Annotated in this window: 12 protein-coding genes; 11 read left to right on the top strand and 1 reads right to left on the bottom strand. The window is 35.5% G+C overall.

Translation table 11 applies throughout. The features are described from left to right. Positions 1-40: 40 nt before the first annotated feature. The 3 genes from rimP (at position 41) to infB (ending at position 4,542) form a co-directional block, all read left to right on the top strand. Positions 41-505: a ribosome assembly cofactor RimP gene (rimP, locus tag MST30_RS04080; protein WP_243473132.1), complete on the top strand. Its 465-nt coding sequence runs from the start codon at positions 41-43 to the stop codon at positions 503-505. A gap of 12 nt (positions 506-517) precedes the next feature. Then, complete coding sequence (nusA, locus tag MST30_RS04075; RefSeq protein WP_243473131.1) at positions 518-1,750, top strand: transcription termination factor NusA; 1,233 nt, start codon at positions 518-520, stop codon at positions 1,748-1,750. A 71-nt stretch (positions 1,751-1,821) separates the two neighbouring features. After that, positions 1,822-4,542, top strand: coding sequence for a translation initiation factor IF-2 (infB, locus tag MST30_RS04070; RefSeq protein ID WP_243473130.1), 2,721 nt, complete (start codon positions 1,822-1,824; stop codon positions 4,540-4,542). Positions 4,543-4,613: 71 nt separating this feature from the next. Here the strand turns inward: infB and MST30_RS04065 are convergent, their stop codons facing one another. Next, a complete protein-coding gene (locus MST30_RS04065; protein ID WP_243473129.1) occupies positions 4,614-5,000 on the bottom strand; it encodes an SPOR domain-containing protein in 387 nt (128 codons plus the stop codon). A 209-nt stretch (positions 5,001-5,209) separates the two neighbouring features. Here MST30_RS04065 and MST30_RS04060 point away from each other — a divergent pair, with 209 nt between their 5' ends. The 8 genes from MST30_RS04060 to MST30_RS04025 are packed head-to-tail and all read left to right on the top strand — an operon-like array spanning position 5,210 to position 16,835. Then, positions 5,210-6,523, top strand: coding sequence for a cytochrome c3 family protein (locus MST30_RS04060; protein ID WP_243473128.1), 1,314 nt, complete (start codon positions 5,210-5,212; stop codon positions 6,521-6,523). A gap of 28 nt (positions 6,524-6,551) precedes the next feature. Beyond that, entirely contained in the window at positions 6,552-9,656 is a 3,105-nt protein-coding gene (locus MST30_RS04055; RefSeq protein WP_243473127.1) for a TAT-variant-translocated molybdopterin oxidoreductase, read from the top strand. Between the two features lie 29 nt (positions 9,657-9,685). Further along, a complete protein-coding gene (gene nrfD, locus MST30_RS04050; protein ID WP_243473126.1) occupies positions 9,686-11,419 on the top strand; it encodes a helix-hairpin-helix domain-containing protein in 1,734 nt (577 codons plus the stop codon). Positions 11,420-11,427: 8 nt separating this feature from the next. Next, positions 11,428-11,967: a DUF3341 domain-containing protein gene (locus tag MST30_RS04045; protein ID WP_243473125.1), complete on the top strand. Its 540-nt coding sequence runs from the start codon at positions 11,428-11,430 to the stop codon at positions 11,965-11,967. Position 11,968: 1 nt separating this feature from the next. After that, on the top strand, positions 11,969-12,529 hold the full coding sequence (locus MST30_RS04040) for a c-type cytochrome (RefSeq protein ID WP_243473124.1): 561 nt from the start codon (positions 11,969-11,971) through the stop codon (positions 12,527-12,529). 22 nt (positions 12,530-12,551) lie between these two features. Continuing rightward, on the top strand, positions 12,552-13,922 hold the full coding sequence (locus MST30_RS04035) for a quinol:cytochrome C oxidoreductase (RefSeq protein WP_243473123.1): 1,371 nt from the start codon (positions 12,552-12,554) through the stop codon (positions 13,920-13,922). A gap of 23 nt (positions 13,923-13,945) precedes the next feature. After that, positions 13,946-15,013 carry a cytochrome c oxidase subunit II gene (locus tag MST30_RS04030; RefSeq protein ID WP_243473122.1) on the top strand — a complete coding sequence of 356 codons (1,068 nt, stop codon included), beginning with the start codon at positions 13,946-13,948 and terminating at the stop codon, positions 15,011-15,013. 25 nt (positions 15,014-15,038) lie between these two features. Beyond that, positions 15,039-16,835 (top strand): cytochrome c oxidase subunit I, encoded by a 1,797-nt coding sequence (locus tag MST30_RS04025; protein WP_243473121.1) that lies wholly within the window; start codon positions 15,039-15,041, stop codon positions 16,833-16,835. The last annotated feature ends 114 nt before the right edge of the window (positions 16,836-16,949 follow it).

The raw sequence follows: 16,949 nt of genomic DNA, 5'->3' as shown, positions 1-16,949 counted from the left end.
ACGAGAGAGGACGAAAAGTCCTCTCTTTTTATATCAAGAGATGTTTAAGGATACGGTAAAAGAATTATTAGATCAGGCGCTAAATCAACGAGAGGATTTGTTTCTTATTGATTTTGAAATTTTATCCGATAATACCATTAAAGTGGTATTAGATGGCGATAATGGTGTCTTGGTAGAAGATTGCATCTTTATTAGTAGAGCCATAGAGCATAATCTTGATAGAGAGGAACAAGATTTTTCGCTAGAAGTATCATCATGCGGTGCTGCATCACCTTTACAAAAGCCGAGACAATACAACAAACATGTTGGTAGAGATTTGGAAATAAAAACTGTTGAGGGTGATAAATTAGAAGGGCAGTTAGCTGATGTTAACGAAGATGGAATTATAATAAAGTGGAAAACCAGAGAGCCAAAACCAGTAGGTAAGGGTAAAGTAACAGTAACAAAAGAAGTTAATATTGCTTTTGAAAACATTAAAGAAGCAAAAGTTAAAATAAAATTTTAATTCAATTCAATTATGGAAAATGTAGCGTTAATAGAGTCATTTTCAGAATTTAAGGACGACAAGTTAATTGATAGAGTGACGCTGATGGCGATTCTAGAAGATGTGTTACGTAATGCTTTAAAAAAGAAGTACGGAGACGACGATAACTTTGATATCATTATCAACCCAGATAAAGGAGATTTAGAAATTTGGAGAAACCGTATCGTAGTTGCAGATGGTGAGGTAGAAGAACCAAATCAAGAAATAGCATTATCAGAAGCTCAAAAAATAGAACCAGATTTTGAAGTTGGTGAAGACGTTGCTGAAGAAGTAAAATTAATTGATTTAGGAAGACGTTCAATTTTAGCATTAAGACAAAATCTTATTTCTAAAATTCACGAACACGACAATACTAACATTTATAAGCAATTTAAAGAGTTAGAAGGAGAGATTTATACTGCTGAGGTACACCACATTCGTCATAGAGCAATAATTTTGTTAGACGATGATGGTAACGAAATCATTCTACCAAAAGACAGACAAATTCCTTCAGATTTCTTTAGAAAAGGAGAGAATGTAAGAGGAATTATAGAAAGTGTTGAATTAAAAGGAAGCAAGCCAGCAATAATCATGTCTAGAACATCGCCATTGTTCTTAGAGAAGTTGTTTGAGCAAGAAATTCCTGAGGTATTCGACGGATTAATTACAGTTAAAAAAGTAGTACGTATTCCTGGTGAAAAAGCTAAAGTAGCAGTAGATTCTTATGACGACAGAATTGATCCAGTAGGAGCATGTGTTGGTATGAAAGGGTCTCGTATTCATGGTATTGTACGCGAACTTGGTAACGAAAATATTGATGTTATCAACTATACAAACAATATTCAACTTTTTGTAACCAGAGCATTAAGTCCAGCAAGAGTAACGTCTTTAAAATTAGACGAAGAAAACATGCGTGCTGAAGTATTGCTAAAGCCAGAAGAAGTATCAAAAGCTATTGGTAGAGGTGGACACAATATTCGTTTGGCTGGTCAATTAACAGGTTACGAAATAGACGTATTTAGAGAAGGTGCAGAAGAAGATGTAGAATTAAAAGAATTCTCAGATGAAATCGATGGATGGATTATTGACGAATTCAGCAAAGCTGGTTTAGATACAGCAAAAAGCATTCTAGAGCAAGACGTAGACGATTTAGTTAAACGTACAGATTTAGAAGAAGAAACAATATTAGAAGTCATTAGAATTCTTAAGGAAGAATTTGAAGACTAATAGCAGTTTAACTTTAAAAACAGAAGAAGTTAGATTGATATAAAACAGATTTAAGTATATTACAGCAATTTATGGCTCAAATTAGAATTAATAAAGTATTAAGAGAACTAAATATCTCATTAGACCGTGCAGTAGACTTCTTGGAGTCTAAGGGCATCGAAATTGAGAAAAGTCCTAATACAAAAATTTCGCAAGAGGTTTATGACACGTTGTCTGATGAATTTCAAACAGACGCATCTAAACGTGAAAAAGCTCAAGAAGTAAGTGAAGCAAAACTCAAGGAGAAAGAGAAGCTTCGTGAGCAGCGTGAACGCGAAATTGAAGAAAAAGAAAAGAAAGAAGCCGCAAAAGAGTCTGTAGTAAAAGCTAAGGCCGAGCTTAGTGGTCCAAAGCAAATAGGTAAAATCGATTTAGATAAAAAGCCTAAGGTTAAAGAAGAGAAGATAGAGGAGAAAAAAGAAGAAGAAAAGCCTGTTGCTAAGGTTGAAAAACCAAAGGTAGAAGAAGAAAAGCCTAAAAAGGAAGCGCCAAAGAAAGTAGAGCCTAAAAAAGAAGAACCAAAGAAAGAAGAACCTAAAAAGGTTGAACCTAAAGTAGAGAAGAAAGAAGAGCCTGCGGAACCAAGAACAGACGAGAAGTTAAAAACGCAATATCAAAAGTTATCAGGACCGACTACTACTGGTAAAAAAATTGATCTTTCTCAATTCAATAAGCCTAAAAAGAAAAAAGAAGAGAAAAAAACAGAATCTTCTAACGATAATAATAAACGTAAGAGACGTCGAATTAGTAAAGGCGGAAATGATGGTGGTGGAAGACCAAACTTTGATAATAGAAGAGGTGGTCAAAAAGGAAGAGGTTCTCGTTCAAAAGCAGTTAAGGAAGAGCCAAGCGAAGAAGAAGTACAAAAACAAGTAAGAGAAACTCTAGAAAAACTTCAAGGAAAATCTAGCAAAGGTAGAGGTGCTAAAAACCGTCGTGAAAAAAGAGATAGACATAGAGAGCAGTCTGAAAAAGAACTTCAGGCAGAAGCAGCAGAAAGCAAAATACTTAAAGTTACTGAGTTTGTAACCGTAAGTGAAGTTGCTACTATGATGGATGTTGGTGTAACTCAGGTTATTTCAGCTTGTATGTCGCTAGGTATGATGGTAACCATGAACCAACGTCTAGATGCAGAAACATTATCTATTGTTGCAGAAGAATTTGGTTACGAGGTAGAGTTTGTAACAGCAGATATTGAAGAGTCTATTGAGACTGTTGAAGATGATCCAAAAGATTTAAAACCGCGTGCGCCAATCGTAACAGTAATGGGTCACGTAGATCATGGTAAAACATCGTTGTTAGATTACATTCGTGAAGAAAATGTAATTGCTGGCGAGTCTGGTGGAATTACACAGCACATTGGTGCTTATGGAGTTCAATTAGATAATGGACAAAAAATAGCATTCTTAGACACACCAGGTCACGAGGCCTTTACGGCAATGCGTGCTCGTGGTGCTCAGGTTACAGATATTGCTATTATTGTTGTTGCTGCTGATGATGCTATAATGCCGCAAACAAAAGAAGCTATATCGCATGCGCAAGCTGCAGGTGTGCCAATTGTATTTGCGATTAACAAAATTGATAAGCCAGATGCTAATCCAGATAAAGTAAAAGAAGGATTAGCTAATATGAATTTATTGGTTGAAGATTGGGGAGGAAAAATTCAATCTCATGATATTTCAGCTAAATTCGGTACAGGTGTAAAAGAACTTTTAGAAAAAGTGCTTCTAGAAGCTGAATTGTTAGAACTAAAAGCTAATCCAAATAAACCAGCAAACGGAACAGTAGTTGAAGCATACTTAGATAAAGGTAGAGGTTATGTATCTACTATCTTAGTTCAGGCAGGTACTTTAAAAGTTGGTGATTATGTATTAGCAGGGAAAAATAGTGGAAAGGTTAAGGCTATGCACGATGAACGTGGTAATGACATAGTTGAAGCTGGTCCGTCAACTCCAGTATCAATTCTTGGTTTAGACGGTGCGCCACAAGCAGGTGATAAGTTTAATGTCTTTGAAGATGAGCGTGAAGCAAAACAAATTGCAGCTAAGCGTACACAATTACAACGTGAGCAATCTGTAAGAACACAACGTCATATTACACTAGACGAAATAGGTAGACGTATTGCACTTGGTGATTTCCAAGAGTTAAATATTATACTTAAAGGTGATGTGGATGGTTCTGTTGAAGCATTAACAGACTCTTTCCAAAAACTTTCTACTGAAGAAATTCAAGTGAATATCATTCATAAAGGAGTTGGTGCCATTACAGAAAGTGATGTATTGTTAGCTTCTGCTTCAGATGCTATTATTGTTGGATTTAATGTGCGCCCTGTTGGTAATGCAAGAACAATTGCTGATAAGGAAGAAATAGATATCAGAACATATTCTATTATTTACGATGCCATTAACGACCTTAAAGATGCAATGGAAGGTATGTTGTCACCAGAACTTAAAGAAGAAGTTACTGGTACTGCTGAAATTAGAGAAACATTTAAGATTTCTAAGATTGGTACTATTGCTGGTTGTATGGTTACAAACGGAAAAATATACAGAAATTCTGGTATCAGACTTATTAGAGATGGAGTTGTAGTTTATACTGGTGAGCTATCATCTTTAAAACGTTTCAAAGACGATGTTAAGGAAGTCTCTAAAGGATACGATTGCGGTATGCAAATTAAAGGATACAATGATATTAATGAAGGTGATATCCTAGAAGCATTCCAAGAAGTTGAGGTTAAAAAGAAATTGAAATAATTTTTAAATAGATTCAAAAAAAAAGGCGACTTGTACAAGTCGCCTTTTTTTGTCCTAATAATTTTTTATTGTTATTGTTTTGTATCCAATTTAGGCTGGAAAATTATAGCATTCATATAGTTCTTTTTAATTTTTGATAAAGCTCTGTCGGCTTCAAGTCTTGTCGCAAAATTACCGACCCAAACTTTGTAGTTTGGTGTGTTCCAAACAATCTCTACTGGCCATTCTTCATAAGTATTTAAAAAGTTTGATTTTTCGCGGTCAGCTTTATCAGGATCTACACTTTGATATACCTGTATCCTAAACACCTTAGTAGTTTTAATATCCTTCTTGTATTCTAGTAGCTTGTCAATATCGCTATCTTGGTCTACAGTGACTTTGCCTTCTTGGGCACTAAGCGTAAAAGACAGGAATAATGTTAAAATTGAAACGCTGATATAGTTTATTTTTTTGTTCATATTTAATGGTTTAATTGCAAAGTTATATTATTCAACGATATAGCCGTAAAAATGTTATTTAGAATGTATATAAATTAGTCATTAACACTTCTCTAAGATTTCTAAAATCGACTTTATATCTTACTTTTGCCAGAGTTTCAGAAACATGACTTTTGTCATATTTACTGAAAAAATCGTACCAAAGTTTAGAAGATAATTCAACTAACAATATGAAACAGGTGATTTACCGTAATTTAACCTCTAGGATATTTAGTCTTGGTTTTATTTTATTACTTACGTTTTCAACTTCACTGACTGCTCAAGAGGGCGACCCAGCAAACGGAAAATCTTTATTTAATACAAATTGTGCAGCTTGTCATAAGTTAGACAAAGACATGACTGGTCCTAAGCTTCGTAATATTGAGGCAAGACTAGCTGATGAGCAAGGTTTAGATAGAGCATGGATTAGTGCTTGGATTCGTAACAGTTCTGGCTTAATAAAGTCAGGAGATGCGTATGCTAATAAAGTATTTGCTGATTGGAATAATGTGGCAATGACTGCTTTTCCGCAGTTAAGCGATCAAGATATTTCGGATATACTTGCATACACAGCTGTAGATCCATGTGAGTTAAATCCTCAATCTTCGCCAGATTGTCCTGGTTATGTTCCGCCTCCTACTGAAGAAGGTGGGGCAGGTTCTGGTGGCATATCTAGTAATTTAATTCTAGGTGCGTTAGCGGTATTGTTTGCGTTATTAGCAATGGCTTTAATTTTAGTAAAGCGTACATTAAATCGTTTTGCAGAAGCAAAGGGTATTGAGATTCCTGCGGATGAGCAAAGAAAACCATTATGGAAAGCCTTTATTGAAAATCAGTTCTTAGTATTGGTAGCGGCTATTTTCTTCCTGTTGGCAAGTGCTTATTTTGTGTATGGTTATTTTATGCAGGTTGGAGTAGATCAAGGTTACGAGCCAGTACAGCCAATTCATTATTCGCATAGAATACATGCTGGTGATAACGGAATCGATTGTAAATATTGTCACTCATCAGCTAGAGTAAGTAAAACATCAGGTATACCTTCATTAAATGTTTGTATGAACTGTCACAAGTCTATTTCAGAAGTGGCGCCAGCAACATTGGCAGAAGGTCAAGAATATGGTGTAGATTACAATGCTGAAATTCAAAAATTATACGAAGCTGTTGGTTGGGATGGTACTGGTTATACTGGTGAGTCTAAACCTGTAAAATGGATTCGTATACACAACTTACCAGACTTTGCATATTTCAATCACTCTCAGCACGTATCTGTTGCTGGTGTAGAGTGTCAAACATGTCATGGTCCTGTGGAAGAAATGGAGATTATGTCTCAACATGCACCACTTACAATGGGCTGGTGTATTAACTGTCATAGAGAGACAGATGTAAAAGTTAAGGACAACGGTTACTATACTAAGATTCATGAGGAATTGTCTAAAAAGTATGGTGTTGATAAGTTAACTGCGGCACAAATGGGTGGTTTAGAATGTGGTAAGTGCCATTATTAATTTTTAATAAGAAGTAATTCAGAATTATATGTCATCAAACAAGAAATACTGGAAAAGTGTTGAAGAGCTAAACGAAAACAGCTCTATTGTTGAGACGCTGCAACAAAACGAATTTGTGGAAGAAATTCCAACAGATGAATTTTTAGGTGATAAAGAAGCTTTAGAGTCTTCTAAAACATCGCGTCGTGATTTCTTAAAATATGTAGGATTTAGTACAGCTGCTGCTTCATTGGCGGCTTGTGAAGGTCCTGTGATTAAATCTATTCCTTATGTAGTGCAACCTACGGAGATTGTTCCAGGTGTTGCTAACTACTATGCAACAACTATTGCAGATGGATTTGATTTTGCAAGTGTTTTAGTGAAAACAAGAGAGGGACGACCAATTAAGATTGAAAACAATACAGATGCAGCAACCAATGGAATTGCTAACGCTAGAGTTCATGCTTCTGTTTTGGGATTATATGACAATCTTAGAGTAAAATCACCAATGAAAGGTGATGCTAAAATTTCTTGGGACACATTCATTTCTGAAACAACTTCAAAAATAAATGGACTGAGTGACGATAAACAAATCGTATTCTTAACGTCTACTATGCCTAGTCCATCGACTAAGAAATTAGTGTCTGAATTTGCTGAAAAGTATGGCAATGTTAAGCATGTTGTTTATGATGCCGTTTCAGAATCTGCAACTTTAGATGCTTACCAAGCAAAATATGGTAAAAGAGGAATGGCAAACTACGATTTCTCTAAAGCAAAAACAATAGTTTCTGTTGGTGCTGATTTTATTGGTGACTGGCAAGGTGGTGGTTTTGAGTCTGATTATGCAAAAAAGCGTATTCCAGAGCACGGAAAGATGTCTCGCCACATTCAGTTTGAATCTAATATGTCATTAACTGGTGCTAACGCAGATAAGCGTGTGCCTTTAACACCAAGTCAACAAAAATTAGCTTTAGCTAAATTGTATAGCTTAGTTGTTGGTGGTGCTGTGTCAGTAGATTTACCAGAAAATGTTGCAAAAGCAGTTCAATCTGCTGCAAACGAAATTTCAAAAGCAGGAAGTAATGCTGTTGTTGTAACAGGTATTCAAGATGTAAATGCACAAACCGTAGCATTAGAAATTAATGAATACTTAAAAAGTAAAGCATTCGATCCCAAGACAATAATAAATACAAGACAAGGAAGTGATAAAGCAGTAATGCAACTTGTAGCTGATATGAAAGCCGGCAAAGTTGGTGCTGTTATCATGAATGGTGTAAACCCAATGTATACACTTCCTAATTCAGCAGATTTTGCTGAAGGTTTAGAAAAGACCGAATTATCTGTGGCATTCTCTATGAAGCAAGATGAAACGGCTTCTAAATGCGATTATATCGCGGCATTACCTCATAACTTAGAATCTTGGGGTGATTTTGAATTGAAATCTGGTCATTTCTCAATGATGCAGCCAACAATTCGCCCTTTATTTGATACTAAACAATTTCAAGAAGTGCTTTTAGCATGGAATGGAAATAGTACATCATACAGAGATTACTTAAAATCAGTTTGGACAGCAGATGTTTTAAATGGAGCGTCATTTAATAAAGCGGTTCAAGATGGTTTCTTTGTTTCAAGTACTTCAGTAGAAGATGCTGTTGAAACATCAACAGAAGACGCTACAGAAGAAGTAGAAGTACCTAGTGGTAATGCGGCAAGAGCATTGGCTAGTTCTGCGAAGTCTGGTGGTATGGAATTATCGCTTTACACTAAAACTGGTATGGGAGATGGACAACAAGCCAATAACCCATGGTTACAAGAGTTTCCAGATCCAATTTCTAGAGCAACTTGGGATAACTATTTAACAGTGTCTAGAGCCGATGCAGAGCAACTTGGTTTAATTAATGAAAACGTTGCTAACGGTGGATTAAATGGTAGCTACGCAAAAGTTACAGTAAATGGTGTAACTATTGAGAAAGTACCAGTGTTAATTCAACCAGGTCAAGCCAAAGGATCTGTAGGTTTAGCATTAGGATATGGCAGAACATCTTCTGCGCTTAAAGATGAAATGAAGACAGGTGTTAACGCTTATCCTCTATATCAAAACTTTAATACTACCCAAGACGTAACAGTTGAGAAAGCATCAGGAATGCATGAGTTTGCATGTGTGCAGTTACACAATACCTTGATGGGTCGTGGAGATATTATTAAAGAAACTTCTTTAGAAATATTCAATACTAAGAATAAAGATGTTTGGAATGCTGTTCCTGTAGTATCATTAGATCACAACCCAGTAAAAGTTACAGATTCTCAAGTAGATTTATGGGATGAGTTTGATCGTACAGTAGGTCATCACTTTAACTTATCTATAGACTTAAATGCTTGTACAGGATGTGGAGCATGTGTTATTGCATGTCACGCAGAAAATAATGTACCTGTTGTAGGTAAGTCTGAAATGAGAAGAAGTAGAGATATGCACTGGTTGCGTATTGATAGATATTACTCATCTCAAGATACTTTTGAAGGAGATAATGAAAAGAAAGAAAACATTTCTGGCTTAAGTAGCTCATTAAGTGAGTTTGGTGAAATGGAAAGTCCGGCGGATAATCCTCAAGTAGCTTTCCAACCAGTAATGTGTCAGCACTGTAACCACGCACCTTGCGAAACAGTTTGTCCTGTAGCAGCAACGTCGCATGGTCGTCAAGGTCAAAATCATATGGCTTACAACAGATGTGTTGGTACACGTTACTGTGCTAACAACTGTCCTTACAAAGTTCGTCGTTTCAACTGGTTCTTATACGCTCAAAATGATGAGTTTGATTACTACATGAATGACGATTTAGGAAGAATGGTATTAAACCCAGACGTTACTGTACGTTCTCGTGGTGTGATGGAAAAATGTTCGTTCTGTATCCAAAAGACTCAGAAGACTATTTTAGATGCTAAACGTGAAGGAAGACCAGTTAATGATGGTGAATTCCAAACAGCATGTTCTGCAGCTTGTGGTAATGGTGCAATGGTATTTGGTGATGTTAATGACAAAGAGAGCAAAATAGCAGAACTAAAAGAAGATAATAGAGCGTACCACTTGTTAGAGCACGTAGGTGTAAAACCAAATGTGGTTTATCAGACTAAAGTACGTAACACAACAGAAGCATAAATTTAAATTAAAGAATCAATTATATAATTATGGCGTCTCATTACGAAGCACCTATTAGAAGACCTTTAGTTACCGGAGAAAAATCGTATCACGATGTTACTGTAGATGTAGCAAGACCGGTAGAAGGCAAAGCAAACAAAGCTTGGTGGATTGTTTTCAGTATTTCTTTGGTTGCGTTCCTTTGGGGAATAGGTTGTATTATTTATACCGTATCAACTGGTATTGGTGTTTGGGGTCTTAACAAGACTGTAAACTGGGCTTGGGATATTACTAACTTTGTTTGGTGGGTAGGTATTGGTCACGCAGGAACTCTGATTTCTGCTGTACTTTTATTATTCCGTCAAAAATGGAGAATGGCAATTAACCGTTCTGCAGAAGCGATGACAATCTTCTCGGTTGTTCAGGCAGGTTTATTCCCAATCATTCACATGGGTCGTCCATGGTTAGCATATTGGGTATTACCAATTCCTAACCAATTTGGGTCATTGTGGGTAAACTTTAACTCACCATTACTTTGGGACGTATTCGCGATTTCAACATATTTATCGGTGTCATTAGTATTCTGGTGGACAGGTTTATTACCAGATTTTGCAATGCTTAGAGACAGAGCTATTAGACCTTTCCAAAAGAAGATTTATTCTTTAATTAGTTTTGGTTGGTCTGGTAGAGCAAAAGATTGGCAACGTTTTGAGGAGGTATCATTGGTACTTGCAGGTTTAGCAACACCACTTGTACTTTCTGTACATACTATTGTATCGTTTGACTTCGCAACATCGGTAATTCCAGGTTGGCATACTACGATTTTCCCACCTTACTTCGTTGCAGGTGCGATTTTCTCAGGATTCGCTATGGTAAATACGCTTCTTATTATTATGAGAAAAGTATGTAACCTTGAAGATTATATTACAGTACAACACATCGAGTTAATGAACATTGTAATTATGATTACAGGTTCAATCGTTGGTGTGGCTTATATCACTGAGTTATTTATTGCTTGGTACTCTGGTGTAGAGTACGAACAATATGCATTCTTAAACAGAGCAACAGGACCTTACTGGTGGGCATATTGGGCAATGATGACTTGTAACGTATTCTCTCCACAGTTTATGTGGTTTAAGAAACTTAGAACAAGTATTATGTTCTCGTTCTTTATATCTATTGTTGTAAACATAGGTATGTGGTTTGAGCGTTTCGTTATCATCGTTACATCATTACACAGAGATTACTTACCATCATCTTGGACAATGTTCTCTCCAACATTTGTTGATATCGGAATTTTCATAGGAACAATAGGATTCTTCTTTGTATTATTCTTATTGTATTCTAGAACATTCCCAGTAATTGCACAAGCAGAAGTTAAGACGATTTTAAAGTCTTCAGGTCAGCGTTACAAGAACATAAGAGAAAGAGGAGATAGCTTAGTTGGTACTGGTGCAGATGCGAGAACATCAAATCCAGTTGAGTTTGTGGCTTCTACAAAAGAGACACCATCAGTTGATAATTCAGAAAAAGTAAATAGTCTTTTAGGAACTATTGGTTCTTTTGATGCATCAAATGAAACTGCCGATGATTTAAAGAAAATCAATGGTGTTGGTCCTAAAATGGAAGAAGTACTTAACAGTATTGGTATCTATACCTTCTTACAGGTAAGTAAGATGACAAAAACAGAATACGACTTGTTAGATGCAATCACAGGTTCTTTCCCAGGAAGAGCAGAACGTGATGATTGGGCAGGACAAGCTAAAAATTTATTAAATAACTAATATAGTATATGGAAGCTTCAAAAGTAATTCATGCTATTTATACAGATGATGATGTATTAATGTCTGCAGTGAAAAAGGTCAAGGCAGAGAAACATCATATCGAAGAGATATATACACCATTTCCAGTTCACGGACTAGACAAAGCAATGGGCTTAGCACCAACACGTATTGCAATAACAGCATTTTTATATGGCTGTGTTGGTTTAACAGTAGCTATTGTAATGATGAACTTTATTATGATTAAAGATTGGCCACAAGACATAGGAGGTAAGCCAAGTTTTAGTTATTTAGAAAATATGCCTGCATTTGTACCTATTATGTTTGAGCTAACGGTATTTTTTGCAGCGCATTTAATGGTAATTACATTTTATTTAAGAAGTAGAATGTGGCCTTTTAAAAAGGCAGAAAATCCAGATCCAAGAACAACAGACGATCATTTCTTAATGGAGATTGCTATTCATAATAATGAAAGTGAATTAACTTCATTATTACAAGAAACCGGAGCTGTTGAAATTAATATTGTAGATAAAGACGAAGATGCACATTAATATGAAGACATCATTGAAATATATCGTAGTACTAGGTTTATTAGTAAGTTTTGTGTCTTGTAAAAAAGACTCTAGACCAAACTATCAATACATGCCAAACATGTACCAATCTGTTGGTTACGAAACTTATCAGGAGTCTGATGCCTTTGCCAATGGAGTTGAAGCTCAATTACCAGCAGAAGGTACAATTCCAAGAGGTGGTTTTATGCCTTATGAGATTGAAAACACAAACGAAGGGTACGAATTAGCAAAGACAACCTTAACAAGTCCATTAGATTCAACTCAGGTAGATTATGATAAAGGAAAAGTACTTTATGATATTTACTGTGGAATTTGCCACGGAACTAAAGGAAACGGAAAAGGAAAATTGGTTGAGCGCGAAAAGATTTTAGGTGTACCAAGCTATGATGATGCAGGTAGAGCTATTACAACAGGTAGTATTTACCATGTTATTTATTATGGTAAAAACACTATGGGTTCTTATGCTAACCAATTGAACGAAAATGAGCGTTGGCAAGTAGTTGCTTATGTTGAAAAGCTTAAAGCAGATTTAGAAAAATAAGATTTAGATAAAGATTATATAAATGGAATATAAAATTTCAAATCGATTAAGAATGGGTGCTATTATTATGATGGTACTCGGTTTGATAGGTGTTGCTTATGGTTTCTATGATTCTCACGGATATACCGAAGAAAATATCACAGAGAAATTAGCAGAGGAGCACCATGGACATGGAGATACTCATGCAACTGAAAGTCATGGAGATGAGCACGCTTCAGGTCATGGCGAAGTTGCTGCTCATAATGATGAGCACCATGGAGACCAAGCTCACGGAGGATTAACACTTCACGAAGAGCATGCACTTCATCAAATTCATAATAGACCGTATTCGGCGCTTTACGTTGGAGCTTTCTTTTTCTTTATGATAGCTTTAGGTGTACTTGCTTTTTATGCAATACAGTATGCTGCACAAGCAGGATGGTCTCCTGTTCTGTTTAGAGTAATGGAAGGTATTACATCATACGTGTTACCAGGTGGTTTAATCGTTTTGGCAATTGCTTTTGTAGCAGATAGCCACTTATTTGTATGGTTGAAGGATGGTGTAACAGAAGTAGGGCATGAAAACTACGATAAATTAATAGCTGGTAAATCTGGCTGGTTAAATAAAACAGGATTCTTTATTAGAGGTCTTATTTTCTTAGGAGGTTGGTCTCTTTATAGATATTTCTCTAGAAAATTCTCTATAGCTCAAGACAGTGCTAATGATAATAGAAACTTTAAAAAGAACTTTAGAATTTCTGCTGCATTCTTAGTATTCTATATTTATACAGAATCTATGATGTCTTGGGATTGGATTATGAGTGTAGACCCACACTGGTTTAGTACATTATTTGGTTGGTATGTTTTTGCAAGTATGTTTGTAAGTGGTATTACTGTAATTGCAATGATAACGATCTACTTAAAGTCTAAAGGACTTTTAGAGTTTGTAAATGATAGCCATATACATGATTTAGCAAAATTTATGTTTGGTATTAGTATTTTCTGGACTTACTTATGGTTCTCTCAATTTATGCTGATTTGGTATTCAAACATACCAGAAGAGGTAACCTATTTTGTAAGTAGAATAGAACATTATAAACTTCCATTCTTCGGAATGTTAGCGATGAACTTTATTTTCCCACTATTATTATTAATGAATAGTGATTACAAACGTATCAATTGGTTTGTAATCATGGCAGGAATAGTAATACTTTGTGGACATTACTTAGATGTTTTCAACTGGATTATGCCAGCAACAGTAGTAGATAGATGGTTTATAGGTATGCCAGAAATAGGATCTATCTTATTATTTGGAGGTCTATTCTTATTTATTGTTTTTACAGCACTAGGAAAGGCACCATTGTTAGCAAAAGGAAATCCGTTTATGAAGGAAAGTGAACATTTCCATTATTAATATTAAAAAGAATTCATACGATAATGACTACTACTTTATTAACGATTATAATTGTACTCTTTGTAGCTGTTGCCATTTGGCAATTGATAAAGATTTTTGACTTAGCTCAAGTAGGCGCAAGCAATACACAGATTGCTGATGATAAAGACAATAAATTAAACGGTTACCTTATGATGGGCTTTTTAGCCTTCATATATATTATTACGATACTATGTTTTTGGTATTTAGGTGATTTGCCATTAATGTCTAACTCAGCTTCAGAACATGGTCCTGGCATAGATAGTCTTATGGCTATTTCTATGGTTGTTATCTTTATTGTTCAAACTGTAACACAATTTTTATTACACTACTTTGCATTTAAATACAGAGGTGAAAAAGGCAGAAAAGCATTGTTTTATGCAGATAACAATACTTTAGAAGCTATTTGGACAGGTATTCCTGTGATAGTTTTAGCAGGTTTAATCATCTATGGATTATTCACTTGGAATGACATTATGAATGTTGATGACCAAGAGGATCCTTTAGTTGTAGAACTTTATGCACAGCAATTTAACTGGAAAGCAAGATATGGTGGTCAAGATAATGTATTAGGTAAAGCAAACGTTAGGTTAATAGATTTAGATAGAGCTAATATATTAGGTGTAGATGAGGGCGACCTTAATGCACAAGATGATGTTATTGTTACAGAACTTCATTTACCAGTTAATAGACCTGTTTTATTTAAAATGCGTTCTCAAGACGTATTGCACTCTGCTTACATGCCTCATTTTAGAGCACAGATGAACTGTGTACCTGGTATGGTAACTCAATTTGGATTTACGCCAACGGTAACAACAGCAGAAATGCGTGAAACAGAGGCCATAAAAGATAAGGTTTTAAACATCAATAAAATCAGAACAGAAAAAAGTAAGGAATTAACTTCAAACGGAGAAGAAGCTTTAGAGCCTTATGAGTTCGATTACTTGTTAATTTGTAATAAAATCTGTGGTAAATCTCACTACAATATGCAGATGAAGATTATTGTAGAGACCGAAGAAGAGTATAATGCATGGATGGCCGAGCAAACCACTTTTGCTAAATCATTGAATTAAAAAATTAAGAAACAGAAAAAAGATTATGTCAGCAACAGTAGATACACACAATCACGACGATCACGACGTACATCATCATAAAGAGACTTTCGTGACTAAATATATCTTTAGTCAGGATCACAAAATGATTGCAAAGCAGTATTTAATTACTGGTGTAATTATAATGGGTATCATAGGTATTTTGATGTCTCTAATGATACGTATGCAAATTGCTTGGCCAGAACAACCAAATGCAGTTTTTCAAGCACTACTAGGAAAGTGGGCGCCAGAAGGTGTTATGGATGCAGATATCTATTTGGCATTAGTAACCATACATGGTACTTTAATGGTATTCTTTGTACTTACGGCAGGATTAAGTGGTACATTCAGTAACCTTTTAATTCCGCTTCAGATTGGTGCAAGAGATATGGCCTCAGGATTCCTTAACATGATTTCTTATTGGTTATTCTTTATATCTTGTGTTATAATGGTGTTATCTTTCTTTGTAGAGATGGGACCTGCAGCAGCTGGTTGGACAATTTATCCACCATTAAGTGCATTGCCTATGGCGCAACCAGGTTCTGGTACAGGTATGACGATGTGGCTAGTGTCTATGGCAATATTTATTGCTTCGTCATTATTAGGTTCATTAAACTACATTGTAACCGTACTTAACCTTAGAACAAAAGGTATGTCAATGACAAGAATGCCGTTAACAATTTGGGCGTTTTTCATTACAGCTGTTATTGGTGTAATTTCTTTCCCAGTTCTTTTATCAGCAGCATTACTTTTAATCATGGATAGAAGTTTTGGTACATCATTCTTCTTATCAGACATATTTATCCAAGGTGAAGTATTACACTATCAAGGAGGTTCTCCTGTACTATATGAACACTTATTCTGGTTCTTAGGACACCCTGAAGTATATATCGTATTATTACCAGCATTGGGTATCACATCCGAAATTATTGCAACAAATTCAAGAAAACCTATTTTTGGATATAGAGCAATGATTCTTTCTATCCTAGCTATTGCATTTTTATCTACAATAGTTTGGGGTCACCACATGTTCGTGTCTGGTATGAATCCATTCTTAGGTTCTGTATTTACATTTACAACTTTATTAATTGCAATACCATCTGCGGTAAAAGCATTTAATTATATAACCACACTCTGGAAAGGTAACCTTCAAATGAATCCAGCAATGCTGTTTTCAATAGGATTAGTATCTACTTTTATTACAGGTGGTTTGACAGGTATTATTTTAGGAGATAGTGCATTAGATATTAATGTACATGATACATATTTTGTTGTAGCTCACTTCCACTTAGTAATGGGTATTTCAGCATTATATGGTGTATTTGCTGGTGTATATCATTGGTTCCCTAAGATGTTTGGTAGAATGATGAATAAAAACTTAGGTTATATCCATTTCTGGATAACAGCAGTTTGTGCTTATGGTGTATTCTTCCCAATGCACTTTATTGGAATGGCTGGTTTACCAAGACGTTATTACACCAATTCTAATTTCCCATTATTTGACGATACTGCAGATACACAAGTTGTAATTACTGTGTTTGCATTAATTGCTGGTTTAGCTCAATTAATATTCTTGTATAATTTCTTTAGTAGTATTTTCTACGGTAAGAAAGCACCTCAAAATCCTTGGAGATCTAATACATTAGAGTGGACAACACCTGTAGAGCATATCCATGGTAACTGGCCTGGGGAAATTCCTCATGTACACCGTTGGCCTTACGATTACAGTAAGCCTGGACACGATGAAGATTTTGTGCCACAGACTGTACCGATGAAAGAAGGTGAAGAAGAGTTACATCACTAAAATTCCCATGAAAGAGGAAATCTCAGAATAAATAAGAAAAGACCTTTGGAGTGATTAAATCTTCAAAGGTCTTTTTCATTATATTTGTTTTGACTTCTTTGTCATTCTGAACTT

Origin of the sequence: Winogradskyella sp. MH6 (assembly GCF_022810765.1) — a bacterium.
In the GTDB taxonomy this organism is placed as follows: Bacteria; Bacteroidota; Bacteroidia; order Flavobacteriales; family Flavobacteriaceae; genus Winogradskyella.
This window is presented reverse-complemented; position numbering and strand designations above follow the sequence as displayed.

Excerpts from the sequence above, each read along its gene's own strand:
- MST30_RS04045 (WP_243473125.1), top strand. The coding sequence starts at position 11,428 with ATGGAAGCTTCAAAAGTAATTCATGCTATTTATACAGATGATGATGTA.
- MST30_RS04035 (WP_243473123.1), top strand. The coding sequence starts at position 12,552 with ATGGAATATAAAATTTCAAATCGATTAAGAATGGGTGCTATTATTATG.
- MST30_RS04025 (WP_243473121.1), top strand. The coding sequence starts at position 15,039 with ATGTCAGCAACAGTAGATACACACAATCACGACGATCACGACGTACAT.
- infB (WP_243473130.1), top strand. The coding sequence starts at position 1,822 with ATGGCTCAAATTAGAATTAATAAAGTATTAAGAGAACTAAATATCTCA.
- rimP (WP_243473132.1), top strand. The coding sequence starts at position 41 with ATGTTTAAGGATACGGTAAAAGAATTATTAGATCAGGCGCTAAATCAA.
- nusA (WP_243473131.1), top strand. The coding sequence starts at position 518 with ATGGAAAATGTAGCGTTAATAGAGTCATTTTCAGAATTTAAGGACGAC.
- MST30_RS04055 (WP_243473127.1), top strand. The coding sequence starts at position 6,552 with ATGTCATCAAACAAGAAATACTGGAAAAGTGTTGAAGAGCTAAACGAA.
- MST30_RS04040 (WP_243473124.1), top strand. The coding sequence starts at position 11,969 with ATGAAGACATCATTGAAATATATCGTAGTACTAGGTTTATTAGTAAGT.
- MST30_RS04030 (WP_243473122.1), top strand. The coding sequence starts at position 13,946 with ATGACTACTACTTTATTAACGATTATAATTGTACTCTTTGTAGCTGTT.
- MST30_RS04060 (WP_243473128.1), top strand. The coding sequence starts at position 5,210 with ATGAAACAGGTGATTTACCGTAATTTAACCTCTAGGATATTTAGTCTT.
- MST30_RS04065 (WP_243473129.1), bottom strand. The coding sequence starts at position 5,000 with ATGAACAAAAAAATAAACTATATCAGCGTTTCAATTTTAACATTATTC.
- nrfD (WP_243473126.1), top strand. The coding sequence starts at position 9,686 with ATGGCGTCTCATTACGAAGCACCTATTAGAAGACCTTTAGTTACCGGA.